Source organism: Asticcacaulis sp. (assembly GCF_051954415.1).
In the GTDB taxonomy this organism is placed as follows: domain Bacteria; phylum Pseudomonadota; class Alphaproteobacteria; order Caulobacterales; family Caulobacteraceae; genus Asticcacaulis.
Map to the genome: position 1 here is coordinate 60,790 of NZ_JBQCHT010000034.1, position 26,344 is coordinate 87,133.

A 26,344-nucleotide genomic window follows, 5' to 3' on the forward strand; every position below is an offset into this window, starting at 1 on the left:
TTTTTGTCTTTTCTGTGTTCCCGGACAGGCTGTTAGGATTTCAACAACCTTAATCTGACAGGTTGACGCAAAGGCTCATCTTAACCATGAGTCGCGGTCGGCGTTTGCGCGCCTGTATGCGATGAATGGATGAGACAGTCTGAAAGAAATTCAACGCCTTAATCCTATTCAAAGTTTGTCAGGGGCCAAAAATGACGAAACCCAGTACCGCTAATTCCACCGGCGGATTCAAGCTCTCGAACCTGTCGTTTACCGTAAAATTCATGGCGCCGGCCGCGGTTGCCACCGCCCTGATGGCCGTGCTGGCCTTCGGCGCCATCTATGTCATGAACGGCCAGGGCAAGACCATCGACGACATCAATAACCGCGCCCTGCCGCAGGTTGTCGAACTGGGTGACATCAAGTCCTCGATCAAGGAAGCCAACGGCCAGCTCTATAATGCCCTGACCAAGAAGGCTACCGACCCGACGGCAAATGCCTCGGCCACCGTTACCAAGGTCACCGAGGATCTCGGCAAAATCGAAACCCGCGTCAAGGCTGATGGCGGCAAGGCCACCGATCCGGCGCAGAAGAAGCTGTTGGCCGACCTGGCCAAGGAAGTGAAGACCTACAAGGAAGCCGTCGAATTTGCCGGCTCTGTCATGGATGTCGATTTCGCCTCGGTCGGTCCGATGATGTCTCAGTTCGATGACGGCTACGCCAAGATGTCGGATATCAGCGATCAGTTGATCAAGGCCAATGTCGCCGCCGCCACCAAGGCCGCCACGGACGCCAAGGCCGCCCAGACTGCGGGCATCAGCTTCCTGACCATCTTCGCCGTCATCATGGCCTGCGTCTCCGGCGCCATCGCCTTCGTTTTCTCGCGCGTCACCGTCACCGGCATCAACCGCATCGCCAAGACCACTGAGGAACTGGCCAACGGCAATCTGAATGTTGACATTTCCGCCCTTGCCCGCCGCGACGAACTTAAGTCGGTCGTCGACAGCCTCAACGTCTTCAAGTCGAACGCCGAGGAAAAGGAACGCCTGATGGCCATCGAGGCCGCCACCTCCAAGACACGCGAGGAACGCGCCCGCCAGATGGCTGAACTGGCCGAACGCTTCCGCCACGAAGCCCAGGACATGCTCGACGCGCTCAGCAATGCCGCCTCCGACCTCGACGCCAACGGTCGCACCCTGCTGACCATCGCCCAGGAAAACGAGCGCCGCTCGCAGGACGCCGTCGGATCGATCCGCAACTCGGCCGATAACGTCCAGAACGTCGCCTCGGCCACCACGGAGCTGTCGGCCTCGATCGGCGTCATCGGCGACCAGGCCGTCCGCTCGGTTGAAATCGCCGCTGAAGCCGTTTCGGAAGCCGACCGCACCAACGATTCCATGGCCGAGCTCAGCCGCGCCGCCGACCAGATCGGCGAAGTGGTCGACCTGATTAATGCCATCGCCCAGCAAACTAATCTGCTGGCCCTGAACGCCACGATCGAGTCCGCCCGTGCGGGCGAAGCCGGCAAGGGCTTCGCGGTCGTCGCCTCGGAAGTGAAGTCGCTGGCCCAGCAAACCGCCAAGGCCACCGACGAGATCCGCGAGCGCATCAAGGATATCCAGGCCGCCGCGCAGAACGGCGTCAACGCCATCAAGGGCATCGGCGAGACGATCAAGCACATGAACGAGATCGCCTCGTCCATCGCCGACTCGGTCCACCAGCAGGGCGACGCCACCAACGAAATCGCCCGCAACGTCAACGAAGCCTCGGACGGCACCTCGATGGCCTCGTCCTCGGTCTCGCAGCTTTCCGCTTCCGCCGCCGATACCGAAAAGGCCTCCACGGAAATGCTGGGCGCCGCCAACCAACTGACCCAGCGCACCGAAGCCATGAGCGAGAATATCCGCCGCTTCCTGGCGGAACTGACCGCTGCCTAAACCGCTCCAAAGCCTGCATGGCCCGCAGGCTAGGCGCTGAAAAATAAGACGGAGACACTGAAAAGTGTCTCCGTTTTTTATGAAATTTTAACCATATTGCGATGCGGGACGATTCACGCGATATTAAACCTTCGGTCGTATACAGATGGCACGGGCCTGACAGAACCTCCTCCTGGCCCTTCAGAACCCTGTTGTAAAAACCTGCGTGAAAGTTGCAAAATGCAAACCTCGACCTCCAAGGCCCTCCTGGCCGGCGCCCTCGCTCTCTCCTTCGCCCTCGTCACCACCCAAGCCTTCGCGGACTGCGATGAAGGCCAGGAAACCATGGTCGGCAAGGCCATCGCCACCGCCGCCAGCGCCAAGATCGCCCCGGTCGTGCCGACGCAGACCAAGAAGATGATCAACCTCGAAACCTGCGACGCCGCCGGTGGCGCCCTGGTTTCGGAATTCAAGTTCAACGTCATCGGTTCGGACGGCCTGTACTGGGTCACCGGCACCGCCAAGGTTTCCGGCGGCCAGGTCGCCGACATGAAGTTCAGCGGCCTGAGCCCGAACCTGGCGGCCGCCTCGACCAAGGCCGGCGTCAAGCTTGCCGCCAACTAAGCACAAGTAAGAAGGCTCCAGCCTTCATATTTGCAGAGATGAAAAAGATGCGGATTCATTTCCGCATCTTTTTTTTGTGCCTTTTGGGCCGCCCGCCATTAACTCTTGACCTGTTGGCCTCAAGGCATAGCGGCCACTGCCGTTAAACTTCCTTAAGAAAGCCTTTCCGTCTGATTTAACTGAATGTTTTCCTCTCTCGTATAACATTGGTCTTACCCTGAAGAACCTCAAGGAGAGAAACAAAATGATAAAGAAGACCCTTTTCGCTGCCGCTGCCATCCTGACCCTTTCGGCCGCCGCCGCCCACGCCTCCCCCTGCTCGGATGACCAGGAAGCCACCGCCGGTATGCTGGCTGCCGGCGTCGCCAAGACCGCCGTATCCAAGGTCGTCGCCGTCACCGGCAAGCAGATGGTCAACATCGAATCCTGCGAATTCCGCGCCGGCAGCTACCAGGTCGATTACAAGTATAATTTCCTGGCCGCCGACGGCCTCTACTGGGTTGAACTGTCGGCTAAGTTCGGTGCCGACGGGTCGGGCGCCACCACGAAGGTCAACAAGTCCAGCCCGAACATGGCCGCCGCCGAGGCCAAGGCCGGCGTCAAACTGGCCGCCAACTAAAACCTGGCCAAACGGCCTGAAGACTTTCCGACTTAAGACAAAACCCCTCGTGATGGCTCACGAGGGGTGTTGCATTTCAGACCCGATAAAAGGCGTATCGCCTTTCACCTACTTCCGATTGATCGGCTTAAAGTCCTGCGGGCGACTGACGGCGCGAGATTCCTTGCTGCGCGGACTGCCGAAAAGCCCGCCGAACAGGGCGAAGGAAGTCATGGCGTGTTGCTTCTTGTCTTGGTCTTGCATGATTGCGTCTCCTTTTCCAAATGCATGAATGGACCAGAAGACGCGGCGCAGCTCGCAGGGGTTTTCACCCTCTCAGTCGTCGTCGCGTCGTGAGTTAACTATGTCAGAAAATTATCGCATTGCAAGAACTAATCCGAACACGGAGCAAATTATTTTTACATATTTACATATCTTATTGTTTTTAAAAGTTTTAACTTTGCTTCAGGTAACCAAAATTCATACATTTTAACGGAAATGCTCTTTTCGTTTGATTCATCATAAAGCAACCCTCTTCGGATAGGATGCACACAGGGTCAAAACGACTCTCCGGCCGTTGCAGGCCGGAATGGCGCGGAGTGTCAGTTTCATGTTCAAGTCAGCGATCGTTTTGGGCAGCGCCGTCTTCTGCGCCGTCCTGGCCGGCACGGGGGTTTTGTCGCTCGGCCAACATACGCCGCAAGCCGATTTCACCGCGACCGAAGCCGCCAGCTCTATTGAAACGAACACAACCATCAATACGCATGTGACCGCCATTCCAAAGGCAAAGGATGGCCATTTCTGGGCCAATGCGACGGTCAATACCCGCGCCGTGCGCTTTTTAGTTGATACCGGCGCCACGGTCGTGGCCCTTACTCCGGCCGACGCCCAGCGTCTGGGCTTTGATTCCCAGAGCCTAGTCTATGATCGTGAGGTCACCACCGCCAATGGCAAGACCTATGCCGCAACGGTCAATCTCAGCGTGGTCGGGATTGGTCAGAGCACGGTGCGTAATGTCGACGCCATGGTCGTCAAGGACGGACTAACGACCTCCCTGCTCGGCATGAGCTATCTCGGCCGGCTGTCACGCTTTGAAGCGACGCCGTCCAGTCTTATCCTGCATCCCTGATCTGTTCGTAAGCTTCGCGGCGCGCTTCGACGGCCGCCAGGGCGTCGCGCACCGCGGCGATCGCCCGGTCCAGCACCTCAAGCCCCGCTCCCGGCGCGATCGAATCGACCGTCATGATGCGGCGGAAGGCCCTTGCGCCCGGCAGGCCATGCATGACGCCCAGCATATGGCGCGTCATGTGCGACAGCGGCACGCCGATCGCCAGTTGCCCGGCCATGTAAGGACGGTAAGCTTCCAGGGCCTCGAAGGGGCCAATATCGGCTTCGGCGTCGAAGAACAGACGATCCACCTGCCCCAGCAATGCCGGCTCATGATAGGCCGCGCGGCCGAGCATGACACCGTCAACGCCTTGGGCCAGATGCGCCTGCGCTTCTTCCAGGGTACCGATACCGCCATTGATGGCGATGGTCAGGTGCGGCTTGGCGCGCTTCAGTTCATAGACCAGCTCATAATCGAGCGGCGGCACATCGCGGTTTTCCTTGGGTGACAGGCCCTTGAGCCAGGCCTTGCGCGCGTGGACGGCGAATGAGTTCACGCCAACCTTTTCACACGCCTCCACCAGGGCAAACAGGCTGTCGCGCGGTGCCTGATCATCGACGCCAATGCGGCATTTGACGGTCGCGGGCAGGTCCGTCGCCTCGATCATGGCCTGCATACAATCGGCCACCAGTTGCGGCTCGCGCATCAGACAGGCGCCGAAAGCCCCGGACTGCACCCGGTCCGACGGACAGCCGCAATTGAGATTGACCTCATCATAGCCCCAGTCCTCGGCGATTTTCGCGCACCTCGCCAGCTCATCCGGCTCGGAACCACCAAGCTGTAAAGCCACGGGATGCTCAACTTCACTGTAGCCCAGCAAGCGCTCGCGGTCCCCATGGATCACCGCCTTGGTGGTGACCATTTCCGTATAGAGCAATGCCTGACGCGTCAGGGTGCGATGGAAGGCCCGGCAATGCCGGTCCGTCCAGTCCATCATGGGCGCCACGGAAAATCGGTAAGATTTGTTTTTTATGATTTTATCTTTTTTATCTGACATTTGTAAACTTATCAACAGAATTATTCACACCCATTTTGACCCATTTTCGCTCGTTTTTTAAGGTCGAGTACATCATATATAGACTTTTTGGCTCAATGATGTACCGATATTTGAGCCATGATGTACCGGTCCATGTAGCCTAAAAACGACGAGAATGAAATGGGAACCATTCAAACACGCAATCGAAAGGATGGCACCAAGAGTTATCAGGCTCAGTTGGTGATCAAACGCGACGGCCAGATCATGCTGCGTGAGCAGAAGACTTTTGACCGCAAGCAAGCCGCTGCCGCATGGCTTGAGCGCCGGGAGACCGAGCTCAATCGACCTGGCGGCGTTGCACGGGGCAAGGGTTCGGACCCATTCCTAGGCCAGGCTATCGACCGCTATATTGATGAATCGCTGAAAGCCATCGGGCGAACGAAGGCGCAGGTACTTCGTGCGATTAAGGACTGTGACATCGCCACGAAGCGATGCAGCGAGATCCATAGTTCAGATTTGGTGTCTTTAGCTCGACAGCTCTCACGCACCCGCACGCCGCAGACCGTCGGCAATTATATGTCTCACCTTGGAGCCATATTCTCTATCGCGCGCGCCGCATGGGATTACCCTCTCGACCCTATGACTATGAAAGATGCCCACATCGTATGCAAGCGTATGGGGCTGACAGGTAAAAGCAGGGAGCGCGACCGTCGCCCAACCATAGCCGAACTTAATCTCATAATGACGCATTACCAGGACCGCGAGAAGCGCCGGCCGTCCATGGCTCCGATGACCAAGATCATCCTCTTTGCCATTTTCTCAACGCGACGTCAGGAAGAGATCGTGACGATCCGATGGGCGGACCTCGACGAAACCCACAACCGCGTCCTGGTCCGAGATATGAAAAACCCAGGCGAAAAGATCGGCAACAATGTCTGGTGTGACCTGACGCCCGAAGCCATGAGGGTCGTCAAATCCATGGCGCGCACGGGCGAGCGCATTTTCCCTTTTACCACCGATGCGCTCTCGGCGTCTTTCACGCGGACCTGCCAGTTTCTCGGCATAAAAGACCTCCACTTCCACGACCTTCGGCATGATGGGGTCTCCAGGCTATTCGAAATGGGGAACAGCATCCCTCACGTCGCGGCAAACAGCGGACACCGGTCCTGGCAAAGTTTGAAACGTTACACCCACATCCGACAGGCTGGCGACAAATATGCAGGATGGAAATGGCTGGAGCGGATTTGCAATCAAGGTTCAGCCGATGACGATGTGACATGCGATTACTGAATTGGGGCTAAGAAATCCAACCCAACATCCGACGCGATGGGCCTATTTGTCTCTGCGTTCGTTAAGCGGATCTGCCCGAGACACCGTGATGTGTTGGAAAGCACGTGGCCGAAATGAATAAAATGGAGATGGTTAGTTCACGGGCAATATGATCCGATTAGCCCCCTAGGTTGCTCCTCTGGCCCTCTGAATTGCTTGTAAAGGCCTTCTTGCCAGCTCGAAGGTGTCGATTACCACTGCGTTCATTCCAACATGTAGTAAATCGAGGCATCTGCTACGATTCCAAAGCGGATGGACAACGACTGCCACCGTTCCCCCGCCATCAGACAAAGAAAAGGTTGGAATATCCGGCCTTCCATTGACGTGCGAGACTACGTTTCCCGGAATAAACGTGCTTGTCTGCATGGCCAGTGCCTGCGCAGTTCGGGGCCAATCGGACAATTCGAAAAAAGAACTCCAATTTCCATCCAACCCGCATTGATGGTCGGCGTCTGCCATCGCTCGAAGATATGAAAGACCAAGCCTCCAATCGAGCAATCCATGGAAGTTCCGGTTGTTGTAACGCTGGAGGCACCGATAGCAAGATGCCCCGCATTTCCCGACATGGCCGTCGACCGACAACATGCTTCGAGGCCAGGCCGTGGTTTCGTCCAAGATGCTGTCGATCAATCGCGATAATGGGAGCGAGCTGTTGCTCAGCAGGCGGCGGCAAAAGCCCGAGCCGTTCGGAAGCGCGTCCGCAATCTGCAAGTATGGTAGAACTGCCCCCGCCCGGTTTTGCACGGTGTTCGGGGCGAGAGAGTCGAACTCTTCGGGAGCGATATCGAGATCCAACGCCGCCCTTTGGATGAGAATTTCCGTTGCCGATATCGCCGCCGCCCTGACGCTGGTTTTGTCGGGGCTGCGACGCCCGAGAGAAAGCCCTACATCCATATCAGTCAGCCGCAGGTTTTCGTTGACCCGGCCGGGACCGACTTGCAGGGAATTGGTGATTTTCGGCGAGACGAGCCAACCCTTCGATGAGGCCGTATCGCTACGGAAACGGTTCTCCACATCGTCGCGCAGTACTTCGGAGCTGATCGCTTGGTCGGACAACCTCAACACAGGCTTGTTTTTGAACCAACCTATCCTAAGGGCGTGATTATCGAAGGCAGTTTGAACCTCGAAACCGCTGAATCCCAGGTCCTCCCTGAAACCGGGATTGACCACGAATATCTCCGAACGTTCGGCGAATTTGACTTCAAGGTTCCGGTCGGTTTTCTCGTCATCAGGCTTCCCTAGGCTGGCCAGAACTATCCTTTGCCCGACCTTCGCCTGTACGCTTTCGTCGGTCGGCCGGAAGTCCGTGCGATAGCTGGCCGGCGTCAAGCATTGCTGCGGTTCGTCTTCCAAGGTAGAGCCGCACGCGGAACATTCCGCCGCCACCGCGGCGTTTTTCGACCAGGTGCCGCAAACGCTACAGAACCTTAGGAAAAAGCCTTCCTTCAGCCAGGAATTGAAGGGGGCCAGAGGGAAATCGAGGTCGTCCTTGAAGGCATCCGGAGCCTTCAAGGTCCCTGTGAACCCGACGCACTTGTGGCGTAGCTTCTCGCGAGTTCGGACGTTGCCAGGCGCGAAATCGAAGATCGCCATGTCCTGGTCGCGATCGATCGTGTCCCATTCGGCCTCGTCGTTCTTTTTCTCCAGGCCAAGGTAGAGATCTCGCGATCTGGTCGGCATGCCGAAAACAGGAAACAACCCTCGTTCGGCCAACGCCGACGCGATCCCGATCTGCAGGCTACCATATTCCGTTTCGAGCCCGTCGATTTCGAGGATTACGTTTTCGACGGATACTGCCGTGCGAAGCTCTTCTGCGTCGCAGGCCGCCGCGGATGCCAGGATATTCACGAACGAAGTCCGCTCGGGAAGCGTAGCTTGGAGTGCTGCCCGCAGTTCGTCTCGCCAACTCGCGCCGGGACGGAAATATTCGTCGCAGTAAAGGAACTCGCCGTGGATGTCGCCGGGGATCATCTGATCTCCAGCCCACGCGGCGCTGTGCTGTTCCCTCAAAATCCGAAAAGCCTCGACCAGCCAGAACTTCCTCAGCAGGCGCGAAGGGATGTCGATCAGACCGGTGGTTATAAAGGGAGGCGGTGGCGCCGACCCGGTTATCTCGATCGGATGATGAAAGTAATGGATGTCATGGCTTTTGCTCCGGCAAACGGTGAGTACAGCCGAGAACGCTTGACCGCGCCGGCCCGCCCGGCCGACACGTTGCTGATAGTTGAAGCGTTGCGGCGGCATGTTACCTTGATAGACCGCTTGCAACGATCCGATGTCGACGCCGACTTCCATTGTCGTGGTCACGGACAACAGATCGGCCGTGTCGAACAACTTTCTCGCGGCGAACGTCTCGTCGTTTTCCCCGTCTTCTCTGACGAATACGCCTTTGAACTGTTGAAGTCGTTCCGCGGGGTCGCGTGTCTGCCCTGTAAGCTCCTCGCACTTCAATCTAAACGGGCTCTCGCCCTGCTGGATCGAACGCATAACACGACGACCAAGGAAGTTGGTCTGCGATATTTGGCCCGCCGTTTGCGCCTCGCTCTCGGCGAGATCCTCTCCGCAGCGCGTGCACCGGCCGAAGCCTCGGTGCAAATGGACTCGAGCACACTTTTTGCACCTCAGCGTCCGCGTATCGGCCGAGGAGGTGCGGAAAAACAAACGCGTAATATCGATCGATCCGTCGCCTCGGTCCTGCTTCAGGTCGTTCCGTAGCGTCGCCAGGAAAGCGGTGCACTCGTCGGCAGCGCGCGGGCCGAATATCCGGTCGAGCAGGCGTGCAAGTTTGTTGTCGCCACGGCCCCGCATCGATTGAGCGTCGCTCCAGACGGTGGAGGCATCTTCCTGGAACTGGTTCGGCGTGATGCGGTAGAAGTCGGAGAAAATCCGCAGCCAGGCGTCGTTTCTCGACTTTTCCGGCGTGTAGGCTTCCTGTCCGTAGAAACTCGGCCAGCCCAAACCTGTTTCCTCGAGCGCGAAATAGGTTTTACTGAAGAGGAGATCCGTCGCCTCGGGCGGCTGTTCGTCATTGATCCGATCTTTCGCTCTCTTCAATAGAGCTAAGTTTTGCTCGGTCTCGTCGGTTTTCCACCGATACTGCCCGTCGGGCAGCTTCTCGAAAAACCAATACCAGGGGCGGCCTCTAATTCGGGAGAGCCATGTGTCTACGCCCTCCACGGGCGTCGAGCCCAGGCTTAGAAGCTCCGAAAGAATAGGCCTGACGGATTCCGCCGTCTGTCCACGCATGAATTCGAACAGGCTTTCCAAGGGTACGCTGACGGGATGACCGTGAGCGTCCTTAAGTTTTTTCAACCTTTCAAGCCGGATTGCGAGGTCGGTCACACCGTTGCCCTCCCCGCCCATAAGCATGTCCATCATTTTTTTGCTGATGGCAGCCATCTCCTTTTCGTCGTCTTCGGTAAAGGTTTGATTGGCCGCGATGTGCGTGGCCGCGCCGATGAGTATTTCGCGCCGGAGGTCTCGCTGATGCTGGACCTCTACGTCGATCGCCAAATTGGCGGCGTCTTCACGACTATCGGAAAACGCCACCAACTTTCCGTCTCCACCCTGGGCCTTCAGCGACGCCACGAGTTCCGTCGCCAATAGCTGAGACGTTTTGGCGAAACCGGTCCGGAAGCTTCGGATCGGCGACTTCCGACCATCCCTTTTTGCCGAATTGGCGGCTCTGAATCGGCCGGAATAGTCGGTTCCGCAGCTGGCGCAGCAATAAGGAACTGCCGTCCCGTCGTCGCTTGAGGATCGGTTGTGGAAATCGGTCCTGCCGTTCCAATCCAATAGGTAACCTGGAACAAATCCCACGTCTTCGTCCTCTTGAACGACGCCCGTAGAGGGGTTCAAAAAGCTTTGAAGCCAGCGGTACGGCGATCCGGGTTTGATCTCGGTTTCCGGCGCCGTCCTTCCTGGCCAAAACAGCGCGAACTCCTCAAAGCTCGCATCTTCGAACCGGATCGAAGCCGCGCTCTCGGGTAACCTTTCCAAATCTTGGGGCGCCGGGAGCAGCGAAATACGCTTCCCGCCGGCTTTGCTGGCGTCGCCACGTTTGCCCCCGACGAAGAGTTCTCCGCAAGCTTCGCAGTACAGCAATTCGAAAAGTCGCCGCCGCGTGATCCCCGACGAGTCGACCTCTTCGTGATCCTGACCACGCTCGATGCCGGGATCGCCCCAGGCAAGTTGCCCATCTGCGTCGACAAAGACCGCCGCAAAGAGGCCTTCGACGTTTCTGACGAAGCAATGCATCCTAAAGCCTGGCAGTCGGGTTACCACGTCCTGACTTGGCCGCCAGGCTTGCGGCAATACCGTCGACGGCAGGTCGGGAATGGCTCGGAGAGCCAGCAATCCGCGGGCGATGTCGGCGTCGCCTTTCCCGTACAATTTCTCGGAAATTTCGAGCGTGCCCCGAGGGCTTTTCCCGTTGGGCGCGCCCACCTTCTGAAGGGCGAAATCGATCATTCTCGCTGCGACGGCCGTCGCCTGCTCCAAAGCTTCTTTCTCTGGACGGATTTCGTTGCCGGGGATGGATCGGGCGGCCGACACAAACTTGCTCAAAAGGGCTTCCGGCCTTCCGTCACGGTCGAAGGACGCTAATGCATTTGAAAGATCGCGCAGCGAATCGGCACTCGGCATTTCATCTGGAATTTCCACCTGCACAGGACGTCCGGGCACGACACTATCTTTCCAAGTCTTGTGCTGGTCCGCGGCCCCTGCAGTGCCACCGGGCCCGAACATATCCATAAGGTACTTCACGCTCGTCGGCGCATTCGCGTCGTCTACCGGAAGCGATGCCGACGACGCTAAGATGCGCAGCTTATGGGCGTTGGCAGGCGTGGTAAGTCCAAGTTTTTCGATCAGGATACGGATCAAGCCGGCCATTTCGGCGCCGGCAGACCCCCTGATAAGGTGCAATTCGTCTAGAACGAGGTAGAACCGGGCCTCGGGGTCGCTTTCGAGCCAATCCTTCGTCTGGCGAAGGATCGGATCGTCCACTTCTCTTACCAGCATCGCATTGAGGATCGACTGGTTGGTGACGAGGATGTCGGGTGGACTGGCCTGCATATCCCATCTTGAGACGAGCTCGCCGCCGTCGGTCGTGGGGAACACGTATCTAAGCTCGGGATCGTTTCCGTCCTGGACGAGCCGCTGTTGCACGGCGCGGATACGCTGAAGTTGTTTTTTGAGTTCGGCGCGCGAATTTTGAGACCGCTTTTTCCATGCCGGATCGTTGCTCATCCGTGGATGCATATGGAAGCCGGTGACGGGTGTCTTGCCGGTGTAGCGCCCGAAGAAAATTCTGTTACCGTTGAAATGCCGGTCCATGACCGAGCGCGCATCCGGGGAGTCCAGCGCTTTTCGAAGTCGAACCATCTGGTCTTCGACCAATGCGTTCAATGGATAAAGTATGAGGGCACGAACGGCTTGACGCCGGCCCGGACCTTCATTGCGACGATGAAGCCTGAAGCTGTTGCCCGCGTTCAGCCAGTCGTCATCGTACGGGGCAGACGGGGCGGGCCAGGACGCGGCTTCCTTGGCAAGATGCGCTAAGATCGGCAAAAGAAACGATTCGGTCTTACCCGAGCCGGTACCTGAAGCGACGATACCTGGGGTGCCGTCGGCGGTTCCGCGTCTCAACATTTCGATCTGATGTTCGTAGGGGCGATAGGCCCCGACATACCCCGGCTGTTTGCGGTCGCGATCGAACAATCCCGAAAGCGCCAGTTCAACGAAGGCCGTCCGCTGGGCGGGTGTGAAATTCGGGAGCGTTTTTTCCTTGTCTTCGATTAGCCCTTCCAACCCGTGGAGCCACGTCTCGTATCGGGGAACCGCCTCGAACAGAGGGTCGAGCGCGAGTTGGCCGGCGGACGCGAGCAAGCTTCGCCTCGCCGACGCGACTTTGGGATCTTTGATCCGATACGCGGTGTCGAGGTACGCAAGAAACTGATCGATCATTCTATCGAAGCCGCCGACAGGGTCGAACATCGTCACGCTCCTTTGGTTTGAAACATCTGTGTGCGGGCGTGCCGCGTGCTGAGAGAGGTGCCGCATGCCAGAGACCTTCGCCGCCCGTGGATTCATCGAATTCGCCAACGCCTCCCACGCCGTGGCCACCAAGGAAGCGCTTGCCGATCTACTAATTGCGACTTACCGGAAACTGGGCTTCGCCTACGTCAACATCTCTATGATGCGTGACTACGACCTTCCGAGCGAAATCCTGAAGTTTGCCTGGGCCTCGACCTATCCCGACGATTGGATCGCCTATTACATGACGCGCGATTGCCTGCGCTTCGACCCGGTCGCCCTGTCAGCCCGTGGCGACATAGGCCCTTTCTTCTGGGCAGATCTCAGAAGTCATTTCGCCTTGTCGCCCCTGCAGGTCAACTTCCTGGACATGGCCGAGGAGGCGGGCCTTTATAACGGCATCGGCCTGCCTTTCGTCGGGTCGCGGTCGCGGCAGGGCGGCGTCGCCCTGGCGACGCTCACGCCCACAACCGAACACTGCCGCGACCTCGACGTCCTCTGGTCGATCTCCAACCTCTTCTACAAGCGGTTGTCCGACCTTGTGGCCGGACCGCAGTTGGCGGTACTGCGCCCGATCGACCTGACCTCGCGCGAACTCGACATCCTCAACCTGTCCGTCCGCGGCCAATCCGACCGAGAGGTGGCGGCGGGCCTGGACATCACCGAGAACACCGTCAACAGCCACTTCCGGAAGATCTTTCGGCGCCTTGGCGTCAACAACCGGGTCCAGGCCTTCGTCAAGGCGGCGCGCCAGGGGATTATCGACTTGCCTAACCCGAGCGGGTGATATCGATTCAATTCAACCTATGATGAGCTTAAACCCTTCACTTTGGAGGGTATTATGCTATCGATCATTTCGTACAAGTCCATCTCGACGTCGGCCGATCTCTTCTTCGGGCAGCACCGCCTTCGCCACCAGGAATTCATCGAGCGGCAGAGCTACTCGGTGAAGGTCTTCGACGGGATGGAATTCGACGAATACGACACCCTGGCCTCCCTATATCTCGTCTACTGCGAGGATGGAAAGACCGTACTCGGGTGTAGTCGCCTAACGCCTATTCACCTCGGTTGCATGCTTAAAGATCACTTTTCCTACCTCGTCGATGACCCGTCCATCTACGCCGGTGCCAATACCTGGGAGGGGACGCGCTTCTGCATCGACAGCCGCCTGCCCGCCGACAAGCGTCTGCACATTCTCCGGCAAATCTCCGTCGGCTACCTGGAATGCGCCCTGCATTTCGGCTGGGAGCGCATCATCGGACTCATGCCGACCCTCATCCTGCGATCGGTCTTCGAGCGCAACGGCATCAACCTCACTCGCCTGGGCAAGCCGCAGGCGATCGGTGACCATTCCAAGATCCAGGCGGCCTGTATCGACGTCAGCCTGGACCAGTATCAACGCGCCTGTGTGTCGACCGGAACTTACAGTCCCCTTGGCCTGGTTGGGGCAGAGGAGACGATGAGGCATGTCGCCTGAAGACGAGTTCGCGTTCGAGAAACTGGCAAAAGCCGAGAGAGTCATAAAGGCCCTTGATGTCCTGGCGAAGGAATGCGCGGGCGAAGGCCTCGATGCGTTCGCCGACCGGATCAAGGACTGCGTCGTCCTGTGCCAGAACGACTATGTGACCCTTCATAGGACACTTTATCAACAAAATGCTGGAAGGCCCCCCAAGCCGCCCGGCACCAAGCACTGACGCCGGCCTTTCTAATTCTACGCCAGGCTTTCTAATCCTACGCCCCCCACGCAGGTGCCCTTGCGCGACAGGTCCTGGGGGTCAAGCTATCCCCGTGAAAGGGGAATGCCATGTCCGCGACTAAACTGCTATGGGGCCAGATCCTTGCTGTCCTGCTGACGGCCTTCGTGGCAATCTGGGTCGCGACGGAATGGACCGCCTGGCGGCTGGCCTTCCAGTCGGAACTCGGCACGCCTTGGTTCCGTTTTGCCGGAGTGGGGATCTACCACCCCTATGACTTCTTTCTGTGGTGGTATCATTTCGACGCCTATGCCCCTGCGATCTTCATGGACGGCGCCTATATCGCCGCCAGCGGCGGAATGCTGGCCGTCGTCGTCGCCATCTCGATTTCGATCTGGCGAGCGCGTGAAACAAAAGTTGCGAGCACCTTCGGCTCCGCCGAATGGGCCGGTCCGCAGGCTATCCGCGAGGCAGGACTCCTCGGCGCGGACGGCGTCATGCTCGGAAAATTCGACAACGACTACCTGCGCCACGACGGCCCGGAGCACGTGCTCTGCTTTGCCCCGACCCGGAGCGGCAAGGGCGTCGGTCTCGTCGTTCCCACCCTCCTGACCTGGCCGGGCAGTTGCATCGTCCACGACATCAAGGGCGAGAACTGGCACTTGGCAGCGGGCTTCCGGAGCCGCCATGGCAAGGTCCTGCGGTTCGATCCCACCGATATCAGGTCCGCCGCCTACAACCCCCTCCTCGAAATCCGACAGGGCGAATGGGAGGTCCGCGATGTCCAGAATGTCGCCGATGTTCTGGTCGATCCCGAAGGCAGCCTGGAACGGCGCTCGCATTGGGAAAAGACCAGCCACAGCCTGCTGGTCGGCGCCATCCTGCACGTGCTCTACGCCGAGGCCGACAAGACCCTGGCGGGCGTCGCCAACTTCCTGTCCGATCCGAAGCGGTCGCTGTCGGCGACCATGGCCGCGATGATGACCACGCCCCATCTCGGCGAGGCAGGGCCGCACCCGGTCATCGCCTCGGCCGCGCGGGAACTGCTCAACAAGTCGGAGAACGAACGGTCGGGCGTCCTCAGCACCGCCATGTCGTTCCTCGGTCTTTACCGCGATCCGGTCGTCGCCGCCGTAACGAGCCGGTGCGATTGGCGCATCGCGGATCTGGTCGACGACACGGAACCGGTCTCCCTTTTCCTCGTGGTGCCGCCGTCGGATATCAGCCGCACGAAGCCGCTGATCCGCCTTATGCTCAACCAGATCGGCCGACGACTAACCGAGGACCTGGTCGCACCGAAAAGGCATCGCCTGTTGCTCATGCTTGACGAGTTTCCAGCGCTCGGGCGGTTGGACTTCTTTGAAAGTGCCCTGGCTTTCATGGCCGGCTACAATATCAAGGCCTTCCTGATCGCCCAGAGCCTGAACCAGATCGAGAAGGCCTACGGCAGCAACAACGCAATCCTAGACAACTGCCACGTCAGGGTGTCGTTCGCCACCAACGACGAACGTACGGCCAAGCGGGTCTCGGATGCTCTGGGCACGGCGACCGAATTGCGGGCCATGAAGAACTATGCCGGACATCGTCTCAGTCCCTGGCTCGGCCACGTCATGGTCTCGCGCTCGGAAACACCACGTCCGCTCCTGACGCCCGGCGAAGTCATGCAATTGCCGCCGGCCGACGAAATCGTGATGGTGGCCGGCATCCCGCCCATCCGCGCAAAGAAGGCGCGGTACTACACCGACAAGCGTTTCATGGAGCGCGTCCTGCCGCCTCCAATCACGATTAAATTGCCGCCTCCACGCCAGGACGAATGGTCCAGTCGAGCAGCGATCGAACCCTTGGCGTCGATGGCCATGCCAGCGGCGGCGCGCCCGGACGGTGGCTCGATCGCCGGCCCGGAACGGCGCAAGGTGCCCGAGCTGACGCCGCCACCGAAACCGAAAACGCCCGAAACCATGCCGCTCGATTTCGGGCCGGCGAGTTCAGAACTCGAAGACCGGGTCAAGCGCCTCCAGGGCCAGCAACGCGCGCAACATCAGACAGCCCGGCAGGCAAGCCTCGACCCGAATGACGGCATCGACCTGTGAGGACACCATGAAAAAGATACGCATGACGGTCTATCTCGACCCCAGGACCTACGACCAACTCCGTGCCTATGCCGGATCGCGGCGGCAACCCCTGTCGATCATGGCCGAGGCAGCCGTGGCGGCCTTTGTCGATCCGGAGCAGAAGGAAGCCGGAACCACCCGGCGGTTGGGGCGGATCGAGCGCCAACTCGAGCGCTTGGCACGGGACACCAATATCTCGGTCGAGGCCTTCATGGTCTATGTCTGGTTATGGCTAGGCGCCAATCCGCCCTTGCCCGAACAGGTCGCCGCCGCCGCCCGTGCATCGGCGACGGAACGCTACGACCAGTTCATGGAAACCCTGGGGCAAAGGCTGGCAGCGAATACGAAGACCATATCGCGTCTCGAAGGGGGCGATAAGGTTGCACATTGACAGCAAGGCATTACCCATTTCCCGGCCTCATTCCATGCCGCCACTCGGGCTGGGTCTTGGCTGCAACCTTATTTATTTGGCCAAGGATATACCTAGGGTATATCCACGAGGAGTTTTTCAAGGCTAGGCGCGCCTTCAGACTGGCCTTACATCGAAAAATGTGCTACGGATATACCATGAGTGTATCTGGAAGCGAAAAACTAAGGCTGCTGCTAAGCCAGTGGGAGCCGCGAACCATAGAGACAACCGCGCACCTGAAGGCGCTCGGGATAACGCCCCAGCATGCCCAGAAATATGTTGCCAGCCACTGGCTCGAACGCGTGGGCCCAGGCGCCTTCAAGCGTCCAAACGAGACGCTGGCCTGGACAGGCGCCCTCCACAGCCTCCAAAAGCAACTTGGCTTGCAGGTGCATGTAGGTGGTCCCACAGCCCTGGAGGCGGACGGCTTCAATCACTATGTCCGCATAGGGGCCAACACGGCCTATCTCTATTCGAGTCCGGCCGTTTCCCTGCCAGCATGGTTCACGTCGCGGGACCTGCGCGATTCCGTCGTCCACGTCCAGACTAAGTTGCTACCGGCAGAACTTGGCCTGACGGACACGCCGCTGGATGGGTTTACCCTGACCGGGTCCACGCCGGAGCGCGCAATCCTGGAACTCCTGTATCTGGCACCCCAGCGTTTCGACCTGGTCGAAGCTTTTCAAATCCTCGAAGGCCTGCGAACGCTTCGACCCAAGCTGATGCAATCTCTGCTGGAAGCCTGCACCTCCATCAAGGTCGTGCGTCTCTTCCTCTATATGGCGGAAAGGGCCCAACTGCCGGTCATGTCTCATCTGGACCCAAGCCAGGTGAACCTCGGTTCCGGCGACCGTACCTTGGCCGATGGCGGCGCCTATGTCGCAAAATACCAGTTGATCCTGCCAAGGGAGTTGGTCGCCGATGGACATTAGGCCCCAGTACCAGGACCAGGTGAAACTGCTGCTCGATATCCTGCCTTTCGTCGCGGAGGAACCGTGCTTCGCCCTCAAAGGCGGGACGGCGATCAACCTCTTCGAATGGGACCTGCCGCGCCTGTCCGTCGACATCGACCTGACCTACGTGCCGACGCAGGGCCGCGACGAAGCCTTGGCCACGATTTCGGAAGCCCTTGGCCGCCTCAAGGTTCGGATCGAAGATAAGTTGAAGCCGACGCGCGTTACGCTCGTCCCCCAGAAGGATGGCCTGGAGGCCAAGTTGCACTGCCAGCGGCTTCGCACCCAGATCAAGGTCGAGGTCAACCCCGTTCTCCGCGGCCATCTCCTGCCAGTGCGTTCGATGGCCTGTTCCGAAAGAGTGCAGGACATGTTCGGTCGGTTCGTCGAGACACCGGTCATCAGCCGGGGTGAATTGTTCGGTGGCAAGCTGTGCGCAGCCATGGACCGCCAGCATCCCCGCGACCTTTTCGACGTCAAGCACCTTCTCGACCTGGAAGCGCCGCTGCCCAACGATATCAAGCTCGGAATGATCGCAGGCCTGGTGAGCCATGGCCGGCCCATAGCCGAATTGATAAAACCGCGCATAAAGGACAGGGAACAAAGCTTCACCTCGGAATTCGAAGGCATGTCGTTCGAACCCTTCACTTACGCCGACCACCAGGAGACATTCGAGCGGTTAAGTACTGCGGTCCAGGCTTCACTCGGAGATGCCGACCGGGCATTCCTGCTCAGCTTTGAAACCGGCGATCCGGACTGGAACTTGTTTCCTTTCGAAAGCCTACAAACCCTGGCCGGTCCGCAATGGAAACTGCGCAATTTGCGCTATCTTCGAGATACCGCACACCAGCGTCATGCCGACGGAGTCAAGACGCTGAAGGAGGTGCTTTATCCCGCCGCGAACGAAACGAGAGCCGAAATCGACGCGAAACCCTAAAATTTGATAAGCACGATAACCTAAAATTTGATTCACAGCACAGACGATCAAGCGACGCGCGCTGCCCAAGCTCAATAGTCCGACGGTTTGCTGAGATCAGCGAGTTCGAGAGCAAGCCTGAAAGGCAGAGCGGCCCCGCTGCCACGTTCAGCCATAATGCCGAAGGCCGGCGAGTCTCCCCCATGGTTCGTTGCAGCAGCAAAGCCCAGTGCGAGCAGATCAAAATCGATCATTTCAGCGGGCTGCTGCACGCGAGACCAATGAAACTCATCGGTGCGGGCGGCTTCAATCAAGTCGCGGCGCTGGATCGCCATTCCAGTAAGGCTATCAATAGCCTTGCTGTCAAAATCACCCGTAATCAGTGCATTCAGAACCTTCAGATATTGTGCGAGAGGTGTGCCCGCAGCGCCCAACGGCAAAGTACGGTAGGAAAAAAGTCTGTCCTGCACAAAATACCTGACTTCTGAACCAGTGCCGGACTTTTCCGGGGCGGCCTGAGCCAGACTCAGTAACTGACGTGGTGTCCCCGCAGATGCGATGGCAAATCGTGGCAGTTCTGCAGACGTCCCCCCGTCAGTACCGTGCGGGGTAACCATGGCGCGCTGCATCCAGTCATTAAACCATGATCCAGTTATTTTCTGACCGGAAAGACGCATGAGGAACTGGCCGTAGAAAAGTCCAAGTTGAAGGAGCGCTTCGCCGGCTTCACGAAACATGTCCCGCGCCTCAACAATTTTCCCGAGCAGGAGTGCGATAGAAGCCGCATCGCGCCTGAGTGTAGCAGCACAGGCCCGATGCATATCTGAACGGTCAGGTGTTTGACCGACCAATGCCGCCTTATCCTGTGCCTGTGCACGGATTGTCAGGAACTTAAATCGTTGAGCAAGACGGTCCGGATCAAGACCAAGTTCATCTGCGTGACCAGGCATTAAAACAACTCCCTTGCATTCAGAAGGGGTGTCGGCGCTACGAAACGTGAATTATTGCAAACATCAACAGGCGTATCCTGATGGCCCGTCACAGACAGATCCCACCACTCAACTTTTTCAATCTGATTGGCAGGTATATTGATCTTGGCCGTAATCTCGCCCTCCAGTTGGAAAGGTGACCAGCGATGATAAACATTGAGATCACGAATGCTCTCACCCACGGCGCTCAGCTCGACAGCCGGATTTAAACCGACCGGCAGCCAGCCATAGAACAAAGCCCCCGGATGTCTTCCATCCTCAGTGGCAAACGCGAGTGCCGTGTCAATCGCCGAATAAACATTGTTGCGCCCCAACAGGGCATCCCTTTCCACACAACCTGATGCGACAGAAATGAATGGCGATAGCGAACCAAAACTGGCGTAGTCGTGGACATGCCGGTTGAGATTATCGCTTGTCAGAACTGCTTCAATTTCCGGCGGAGATATCCTGTTACCCGGCTTATTACGCCACCAGTTGGAAACTATGCCGTGCCCAGCCAGGATCAGTCCTTTAGCGTCCGCCCAGGTGAAGACACCCTGACCGCCGGGGCCTGCGCTCGAAATGCCCTTCACAAACCACTGGATATACATTGTCTCACCCTCGCTTCCGGGCCAGCAGGTCCAGAACCAGATGGACCAGTTCATCTGGCCGGTCGGTAATTCCAAAAGTACCTTCCGGCAGCGTCTTCTCCGCTTTGACAGTATAAATAATGACCGGCGGTGATTTCGGATTGCGGGCAAGCTCCTTCGCAAAGTCTGTCCCGGCTGTACTCTCCTCGCCACGGCCTATATCCGAAAGGATCAGGTCATAGCGCGCCCGGCTAAGCATGGCTTTCGCTTCTTCGGTCGAAGTTGTCGTATCGACCTCGCCACCCACTTCCTCAAACAATGCTATCTCACTTGCATTGTTATCAGGATTGTCGTCAATCCACAGAATTCTTGCCCGACTAATCAGATATGCACACTTGACCAGACGTCGGGCAGCCCTCCCAATGGCGATAGCTGGCACTGCTTCCTGACGTTTCTCTGCGGCTTCCCTCAGAGCCTGTCGAAGCTCGACCTCTACGTCGCCAATCTTCACTTTCTGAAGCCTGTCCAGAAAATGAAGGATGCGGTCCCGGCCGATCCACCTCAGAAAAAATACGATGAAAAGAAGCCAGATTACGTGCGGTGTAATCGCTCCTATCGTCTCCCAAGGGATTCCAGCCTTCTCAGAGACCTCCCCCGCCGAAACTAATACATTCATCCGATATACATCCCACGTCCGCGCCGCAAGGGTTCGCGCACCGGATATTAGACACACCTGACATCCCCTCGACAGCCTGACACTACTCTTATATTTTGAACAATCAATGGTTGTTGTTGCGATTTGCTGTGAGGAAATCAATTGGAAGATGTTCAAGCAATGCTAAAGGAATACGCGAGGCACCAGCACAATCTGGACCATGAGGCGGAACTGCCATTCCGCTTGGGACCGGGCCTTGCATACACTCGCGCGCTCAAGATCCTTCAAGAAGCCCGCGTATCTCCCTCTGCCATGAAAGCCGCGACCGCGAAGGAAAAGGAAGGCTGCCCAATCTGTGACGCCGGCAGACACTTTAATACGTTGTCGCCTCGCTCCGAACGACCGTCGTTCATTCGCGTACTCGCCCCGGGATTCCCGCGATAACGCTTTGGACGCAGTCGCTTTACTATGGTCCGAACAGACCCGTATGGTCTCCGAGCCGAAGTTATCTTGTCAGAGACGGCCTATCCATTTTTTTCTATTCCTACGACATGGTACGACGGCGTCGAATTCCTGTTGCGCCCCGTAAAATCCTGGCTTTCTTACTAGACCCCATGAGTTTTCGCATGAATTCACGGGGCCGCCATGTCGCTTCACGCACAACCAGATCCTGCCACCCTCCGCTACACGCGGATGCTGCGGAGCGCCTTCGGCGGCCATATCACGGCCCTGCTGGCCGATGACGGCGTCGTCGAAGTCATGCTCAATCCCGACGGCCGCATCTGGGTCGATCGCCTGAGCACCGGGCTCGCCGATACCGGAGAGCGGCTGACCGCCGAGGACGGCGAACGCATCATCCGATTGGTCGCCCACCATGTTGGTTCCGAAGTCCACGCCACCTCGCCACGCCTGTCTGCCGAGTTGCCGGACACCGGCGAGCGCTTCGAGGGCCTCCTGCCGCCGCTCGTGGCCGGTCCGTCCTTCTCCATCCGCAAGCCCGCTTCGATGGTCTTCTCGCTCGACGACTATGTCACCGCCGGCATCATGTCCGGGGTCGAGGCGGATGCCCTACGCGGGGCCGTTGCCCAGCGCCTCAATATCATCGTCGCCGGCGCCACCTCCTCGGGCAAGACCACCCTGACCAATGCCCTGTTGGCGGAGGTCGCCCGCACCGACGACCGCGTGGTGATGCTGGAAGACACCCGCGAACTGCAATGCGCCGCGCCCAATGTCGTGAGCCTGCGCACCAAGGACGGCGTGGCCACCCTCTCAGATCTCGTGCGCTCCGCCCTCCGCCTGCGCCCCGACCGTATCCTGGTCGGCGAGGTCCGCGGCGCCGAAGCCATCGATCTCCTCAAGGCCTGGGGCACCGGGCATCCCGGCGGCGTCGGCACCCTGCATGCCGGCTCCGCCATAGGCGCGCTCCTGCGCCTGGAACAACTGATCCAAGAAGCCGTCGTCACCGTGCCGCGGCCCCTGATCGCTGAAACCATCGACCTGGTCGTGGTCCTCCACGGACGCGGTGCCCATCGCCGCGTCGCCGAATTGATGCGCGTCACCGGCCTCGCCGCCGACGGCCAGTACCAACTCACTCCCTTCACCCTCAACTGACTTCTCCTCCTGAAAGGACCTCCGATGACCCTCCGCTCGCGCCTGCGCGCCCTCCCCTTTCTCGTCCTGGCCGGATTGGCCACCCTCAGCGCCTCGCCGGCCCTGGCCTCCGGCTCGGGCATGCCATGGGAAACGCCCCTGCAATCCATCTTGTCCTCGATCGAAGGGCCGGTCGCCAAGATCATCGCCGTGATCATCATCATCGTCACCGGACTGACCCTGGCATTCGGCGATACGTCGGGCGGCTTCAAGCGCCTGATCCAGATCGTCTTCGGCCTGTCGATCGCTTTCGCGGCTTCCTCCTTCTTCCTCACTTTCTTCTCGTTCGGCGGCGGGGCGCTTCTCTGATGGCGTTCGACCCCGAGCCCGGCACCGGAGTGCCTCCCGGGTACGCCGCCCCCGTCCACCGCTCCCTCACCGACCCCATCCTGATGGCCGGCGCGCCCCGAGCCGTGGCCATCGTCAACGGGACACTGGCGGCAGCGCTTGGCCTGGGCCTGCGGTTGTGGGTGGCCGGCCTGGTGATCGGGCTCATCGGCCATACCCTTGCCGTCTGGGCGGCGCGCCACGATCCCGACTTCCTCGACGTGGCGCGCCGTCATCTCCGCCTGCCCTCCCATTTCGACGCCTGAGATAAACCATGATGAACCTTGCCGAATACCGGAAACGTCCGGCGGTCCTTTCGGACTACCTGCCCTGGGCCGCTCTGGTCGCCCCCGGTATCGTCCTCAACAAGGACGGGTCCTTCCAAAGAACCGCGAAATTCCGCGGCCCCGACCTCGATAGTTCCGTGCCCGCCGAACTGTCGGCCATTAGCCAACGGCTTTCCAGCGCCTTCCGCCGCCTGGGCGAACGCTGGACGGTCTTCATCGAAGCCCAGCGCCTGCCGGCCCAGTCCTATCCGCTGTCGACCTTCACCGATCCGGCCTCCGCTTTGGTCGAGGCTGAACGCCGGGCCGACTTCGAAGCGGAAGGTGCCCACTTCGAGTCCGCCTACTACCTCACCTTCTCCTACCTGCCGCCGGAGGACACAACCTCGGCATCCGAGGCCTGGCTCTTCGAGGGCACGGGCACCAATGTCCGCCAAGCCTGGGATTTGGTCGACACGTTCCGCGACCAGTCTGACCGCGTCCTCAACCAGTTCGAGGGCTTCATGCCGGACTGCCGCTGGCTCGACGATCCCGAGACTCTAACCTACCTGCACTCGACTGTTTCGACGCGGCGCCATGTCGTGGCCGTCCCGCATACCCCTATGCACCTGGACGCGCTACTGGCCGACGAGCCGTTGACCGGCGGCCTGGCCCCCATTCTCGGCGCCTCGCACCTGCGGGTGCTGACGATCAGCGCGTTTCCGGCCGCCACGATTCCGGGAATCCTGGATGACCTGAACCGGCTCGGCTTCGCTTATCGCTGGTCGACCCGCGCGCTCCTGATGGACAAGACCCGGGCCCAGGGCGTGCTCGGCAAGATCCGCCGGCAATGGTTCGCCAAGCGAAAATCCCTGGGGGCCATCCTGAAGGAGGTGATGACCAACGAACAATCCGCTTTGGTCGACAATGACGCATCCAACAAAGCCGCCGATGCCGATGAGGCTCTGCAGGAACTCGGCGCCGACTATGCCGGCTATGCCTGGGTAACCGCCTCCATCGTGGTGCGGGACGAGGATGCCTCGGTCGCCGACGAGAAGCTCCGCCTGTGCGAGAAAGTCATCCAGTCGCGCGACTTCACCTGCATCAATGAGAGGCTGAACGCAGTCGACGCCTGGCTCGGCACCCTGCCTGGCCAAGTCTACGCCAATGTCCGGCGGCCACCGATCTCGACCCTGAACCTCGCCCATATGATGCCGGCCTCTGCTGTCTGGGCCGGTCCCGATCGCAACCGTCACCTCGACGGCCCGCCCCTGCTGCTCGCCAAGACCGAGGGTACGACACCCTTCCGTCTTTCCCTGCACGTCGGCGATGTCGGCCACACCCTGGTCGTCGGCCCGACCGGCGCCGGCAAGTCCGTGCTGCTGGCCCTCCTGGCGCTGCAGTTTCGCCGCTATGCCGGCGCGCGCATCCTGGCCTTCGACTTCGGTCGTTCCCTGCGCGCCGCCTGCTTTGCCATGGCTGGCGACTGGCATGATCTCGGCGATACAGACAGCGATCGCGTTCACCTTCAACCGCTTCGCCATATCGATGACATGGCCGAACGGTCCTGGGCGGCGGAATGGATCGAAGCGATCCTCGTCCACGAAGGCGTAGTGGCGACGCCGGCCGTCCGCGAACACGTCTGGTCAGCCCTCAATGTACTGGCCTCCGGCCCGTCGGGCGAGCGCACCGTGACCGGCCTCTGCGTCATGTTGCAGTCGCTCGCCCTCAAACAGGCGCTGCAGCCCTATTGCGCCGGTGGCGCGCACAGCGCGCTCCTCGACGCCGAGGTGGAGACCATCGCCCTGTCGGACGTCTCCGTGTTCGAGACACAAGGCCTGGTCGGCACCTCCGCCGCCCCCGCCGTCCTGTCCTATCTCTTCCATCGCATCGAAGGGGAGTTGGACGGCCGGCCGACCCTGATCCTGATCGACGAAGGCTGGCTGGCCCTGGATGACGAGGGCTTTGCCCAGCAACTGAAGCGCTGGCTGAAGACTTTGCGCAAGCACAATGCCAGCGTCATCTTCGCCACCCAGAGCCTGGCCGATATCGGGGCAAGCGCCATTGCCACAGCCCTGATCGAGAGTTGCCCCTCACGCCTCTTCCTGCCCAACGCCAATGCCCTGGAACCCCAGATCGCCGACATCTACCAGCGCTTCGGCCTCAATGGCCGCCAGGTCCAGTTGATCGCCCGCGCCATGCCGAAGCGCGACTACTACCTGCAATCCCCGCGCGGCAACCGGATGTTCGAACTGGGGCTGGGGCAGGTCGCGCTGGCGCTCTGCGCCACCTCTTCCCCCCAGGACCAGACGGCGATCGACCGCCTCTTCGATTCCGAAAACCCGGAAGCCTTCCTCGCCAACTGGCTCAGCCACAAGGGCGTCGCCTGGGCGGCAGACCTCGTTTCCATACAAGCCGAAGGACACACTCATGACCTTACCTGACCGACGCTCCACCCTCCGCCTGCTGCTTGGCGCCGTCACAGCCGTTGGGGCCGCGTCTGCCGTGCCGGCCCGTGCCCAGTTGGCCGTCTTCGACCCGACCAACTATGCGCAGAATGTCCTCCAGGCCGCCCGCGCCCTGCAACAGGTCAACAACCAGATCACGTCCCTCCAGCATGAGGCCCAGTCCCTGATCAACGAGGCGCGCAACCTGACGAGCCTGCCCGTGTCCGTGCTCAACCAAATCCAGCAGACGGTCAACCGGACCCGCGCCCTCATCCAGCAAGCCCAGAACATCGCCTACGATGTCGGCCAGGTCGACCACGCGTTCCAGTCCCTGTACGGCAGCGTGTCGATGAGCGCGTCCGACGCGTCGCTCGTGACCGACGCGCAGAGCCGCTGGCGCAACACCGTCGCCGGCCTGCAGGATGCCATGCGCACCCAAGCGACGGTGCTCGGCAACACTAGCACCTACCAGGCACAGGTCTCGACCCTGGTCACTGCCAGCCAGGGCGCCGATGGCGCGCTAGCCGCCACCCAGGCCGGCAACCAACTGCTGGCCCTCCAGGCCCAGCAACTCAGCGACCTAACCGCACTCCTGGCTTCGCAGGCCCGGGCACAGGACCTCAAGGCTGCCGAAGACGCCACCGCCGCGGCTCAAGGAGCCGAACAGCGCCGCCGTTTCCTGCAAGGCAAGACCGGCTACCAGCCGGGCAACGCCCAGATGTTCTACGGGCACTGACC

The 26,344-nt window shown here is 59.7% G+C and carries 23 protein-coding genes; 17 read left to right on the forward strand and 6 right to left on the reverse strand.

Translation table 11 applies throughout. The annotated features are described in order from the left end of the window. The first annotated feature begins 191 nt into the window (after nucleotides 1–191). The 3 genes from ACTHND_RS11860 to ACTHND_RS11870 all read left to right on the forward strand — a co-directional run bounded on the left by ACTHND_RS11860 (nucleotide 192) and on the right by ACTHND_RS11870 (nucleotide 3,138). Nucleotides 192–1,916, forward strand: coding sequence for a methyl-accepting chemotaxis protein (locus ACTHND_RS11860; RefSeq protein ID WP_440178155.1), 1,725 nt, complete (start codon nucleotides 192–194; stop codon nucleotides 1,914–1,916). A gap of 219 nt (nucleotides 1,917–2,135) precedes the next feature. After that, nucleotides 2,136–2,519, forward strand: coding sequence for a hypothetical protein (locus ACTHND_RS11865; RefSeq protein WP_090645850.1), 384 nt, complete (start codon nucleotides 2,136–2,138; stop codon nucleotides 2,517–2,519). A 244-nt stretch (nucleotides 2,520–2,763) separates the two neighbouring features. Beyond that, nucleotides 2,764–3,138: a hypothetical protein gene (locus ACTHND_RS11870; protein WP_440178156.1), complete on the forward strand. Its 375-nt coding sequence runs from the start codon at nucleotides 2,764–2,766 to the stop codon at nucleotides 3,136–3,138. A 108-nt stretch (nucleotides 3,139–3,246) separates the two neighbouring features. Here ACTHND_RS11870 and ACTHND_RS11875 read toward each other — a convergent pair whose 3' ends face one another. Next, a complete protein-coding gene (locus tag ACTHND_RS11875) occupies nucleotides 3,247–3,381 on the reverse strand; it encodes a hypothetical protein (protein ID WP_281187214.1) in 135 nt (44 codons plus the stop codon). Nucleotides 3,382–3,727: 346 nt separating this feature from the next. Between ACTHND_RS11875 and ACTHND_RS11880 the strand changes: the two genes are divergently transcribed. Continuing rightward, complete coding sequence (locus ACTHND_RS11880; protein WP_440178157.1) at nucleotides 3,728–4,246, forward strand: TIGR02281 family clan AA aspartic protease; 519 nt, start codon at nucleotides 3,728–3,730, stop codon at nucleotides 4,244–4,246. Here ACTHND_RS11880 and dusA read toward each other — a convergent pair. Then, entirely contained in the window at nucleotides 4,230–5,282 is a 1,053-nt protein-coding gene (gene dusA / locus ACTHND_RS11885) for a tRNA dihydrouridine(20/20a) synthase DusA (protein ID WP_440178158.1), read from the reverse strand. The genes ACTHND_RS11880 and dusA overlap by 17 nt on opposite strands. A gap of 159 nt (nucleotides 5,283–5,441) precedes the next feature. Here dusA and ACTHND_RS11890 point away from each other — a divergent pair, with 159 nt between their 5' ends. Then, nucleotides 5,442–6,551, forward strand: a complete 1,110-nt coding sequence (locus tag ACTHND_RS11890) for a site-specific integrase (RefSeq protein WP_440178159.1) — start codon at nucleotides 5,442–5,444, stop codon at nucleotides 6,549–6,551. 165 nt (nucleotides 6,552–6,716) lie between these two features. On the opposite strand, the gene ACTHND_RS11895 is transcribed toward ACTHND_RS11890, so the two are convergent. Beyond that, a complete protein-coding gene (locus tag ACTHND_RS11895) occupies nucleotides 6,717–12,584 on the reverse strand; it encodes a DEAD/DEAH box helicase (protein WP_440178160.1) in 5,868 nt (1,955 codons plus the stop codon). A gap of 64 nt (nucleotides 12,585–12,648) precedes the next feature. Here ACTHND_RS11895 and ACTHND_RS11900 point away from each other — a divergent pair, with 64 nt between their 5' ends. The 7 genes from ACTHND_RS11900 (at nucleotide 12,649) to ACTHND_RS11930 (ending at nucleotide 18,727) form a co-directional block, all read left to right on the forward strand. Beyond that, on the forward strand, nucleotides 12,649–13,410 hold the full coding sequence (locus tag ACTHND_RS11900; protein ID WP_440178161.1) for an autoinducer binding domain-containing protein: 762 nt from the start codon (nucleotides 12,649–12,651) through the stop codon (nucleotides 13,408–13,410). 54 nt (nucleotides 13,411–13,464) lie between these two features. Next, nucleotides 13,465–14,100, forward strand: coding sequence for an acyl-homoserine-lactone synthase (locus ACTHND_RS11905; protein WP_440178162.1), 636 nt, complete (start codon nucleotides 13,465–13,467; stop codon nucleotides 14,098–14,100). Next, nucleotides 14,090–14,317, forward strand: coding sequence for a hypothetical protein (locus ACTHND_RS11910; protein ID WP_440178163.1), 228 nt, complete (start codon nucleotides 14,090–14,092; stop codon nucleotides 14,315–14,317). The genes ACTHND_RS11905 and ACTHND_RS11910 overlap by 11 nt, the downstream gene beginning before the upstream one ends. A 110-nt stretch (nucleotides 14,318–14,427) precedes the next feature. Then, a complete protein-coding gene (locus ACTHND_RS11915; RefSeq protein ID WP_440178164.1) occupies nucleotides 14,428–16,407 on the forward strand; it encodes a conjugal transfer protein TraG in 1,980 nt (659 codons plus the stop codon). Nucleotides 16,408–16,414: 7 nt separating this feature from the next. Then, nucleotides 16,415–16,819 (forward strand): CopG family transcriptional regulator, encoded by a 405-nt coding sequence (locus ACTHND_RS11920; RefSeq protein WP_440178165.1) that lies wholly within the window; start codon nucleotides 16,415–16,417, stop codon nucleotides 16,817–16,819. 176 nt (nucleotides 16,820–16,995) lie between these two features. Then, nucleotides 16,996–17,769, forward strand: a complete 774-nt coding sequence (locus tag ACTHND_RS11925; RefSeq protein WP_440178166.1) for a type IV toxin-antitoxin system AbiEi family antitoxin domain-containing protein — start codon at nucleotides 16,996–16,998, stop codon at nucleotides 17,767–17,769. Then, on the forward strand, nucleotides 17,759–18,727 hold the full coding sequence (locus ACTHND_RS11930) for a nucleotidyl transferase AbiEii/AbiGii toxin family protein (protein ID WP_440178167.1): 969 nt from the start codon (nucleotides 17,759–17,761) through the stop codon (nucleotides 18,725–18,727). Before ACTHND_RS11925 ends, ACTHND_RS11930 begins: the two co-directional genes overlap by 11 nt. Nucleotides 18,728–18,798: 71 nt before the next feature. Here ACTHND_RS11930 and ACTHND_RS11935 read toward each other — a convergent pair whose 3' ends face one another. Genes ACTHND_RS11935 through ACTHND_RS11945 form a run of 3 tightly spaced genes read right to left on the reverse strand, consistent with a single transcriptional unit; the run spans nucleotide 18,799 to nucleotide 20,940 of the window. Beyond that, nucleotides 18,799–19,656 carry a hypothetical protein gene (locus ACTHND_RS11935; RefSeq protein ID WP_440178168.1) on the reverse strand — a complete coding sequence of 286 codons (858 nt, stop codon included), beginning with the start codon at nucleotides 19,654–19,656 and terminating at the stop codon, nucleotides 18,799–18,801. Continuing rightward, entirely contained in the window at nucleotides 19,656–20,360 is a 705-nt protein-coding gene (locus tag ACTHND_RS11940) for a hypothetical protein (protein ID WP_440178169.1), read from the reverse strand. The genes ACTHND_RS11935 and ACTHND_RS11940 overlap by 1 nt, the downstream gene beginning before the upstream one ends. Continuing rightward, complete coding sequence (locus ACTHND_RS11945; protein WP_440178170.1) at nucleotides 20,290–20,940, reverse strand: response regulator; 651 nt, start codon at nucleotides 20,938–20,940, stop codon at nucleotides 20,290–20,292. Before ACTHND_RS11945 ends, ACTHND_RS11940 begins: the two co-directional genes overlap by 71 nt. Nucleotides 20,941–21,564: 624 nt before the next feature. Between ACTHND_RS11945 and trbB the strand changes: the two genes are divergently transcribed. Genes trbB through trbJ form a run of 5 tightly spaced genes read left to right on the forward strand, consistent with a single transcriptional unit; the run spans nucleotide 21,565 to nucleotide 26,342 of the window. Next, nucleotides 21,565–22,530, forward strand: a complete 966-nt coding sequence (gene trbB / locus ACTHND_RS11950; protein ID WP_440178171.1) for a P-type conjugative transfer ATPase TrbB — start codon at nucleotides 21,565–21,567, stop codon at nucleotides 22,528–22,530. A gap of 24 nt (nucleotides 22,531–22,554) precedes the next feature. Next, entirely contained in the window at nucleotides 22,555–22,878 is a 324-nt protein-coding gene (locus ACTHND_RS11955; RefSeq protein ID WP_440178172.1) for a TrbC/VirB2 family protein, read from the forward strand. Next, nucleotides 22,878–23,162 (forward strand): VirB3 family type IV secretion system protein, encoded by a 285-nt coding sequence (locus tag ACTHND_RS11960; protein ID WP_440178173.1) that lies wholly within the window; start codon nucleotides 22,878–22,880, stop codon nucleotides 23,160–23,162. The genes ACTHND_RS11955 and ACTHND_RS11960 overlap by 1 nt, the downstream gene beginning before the upstream one ends. 8 nt (nucleotides 23,163–23,170) lie before the next feature. Beyond that, complete coding sequence (gene trbE, locus ACTHND_RS11965) at nucleotides 23,171–25,603, forward strand: conjugal transfer protein TrbE (RefSeq protein ID WP_440178174.1); 2,433 nt, start codon at nucleotides 23,171–23,173, stop codon at nucleotides 25,601–25,603. Beyond that, on the forward strand, nucleotides 25,590–26,342 hold the full coding sequence (trbJ, locus tag ACTHND_RS11970; RefSeq protein ID WP_440178175.1) for a P-type conjugative transfer protein TrbJ: 753 nt from the start codon (nucleotides 25,590–25,592) through the stop codon (nucleotides 26,340–26,342). The genes trbE and trbJ overlap by 14 nt, the downstream gene beginning before the upstream one ends. Nucleotides 26,343–26,344: the final 2 nt, after the last annotated feature.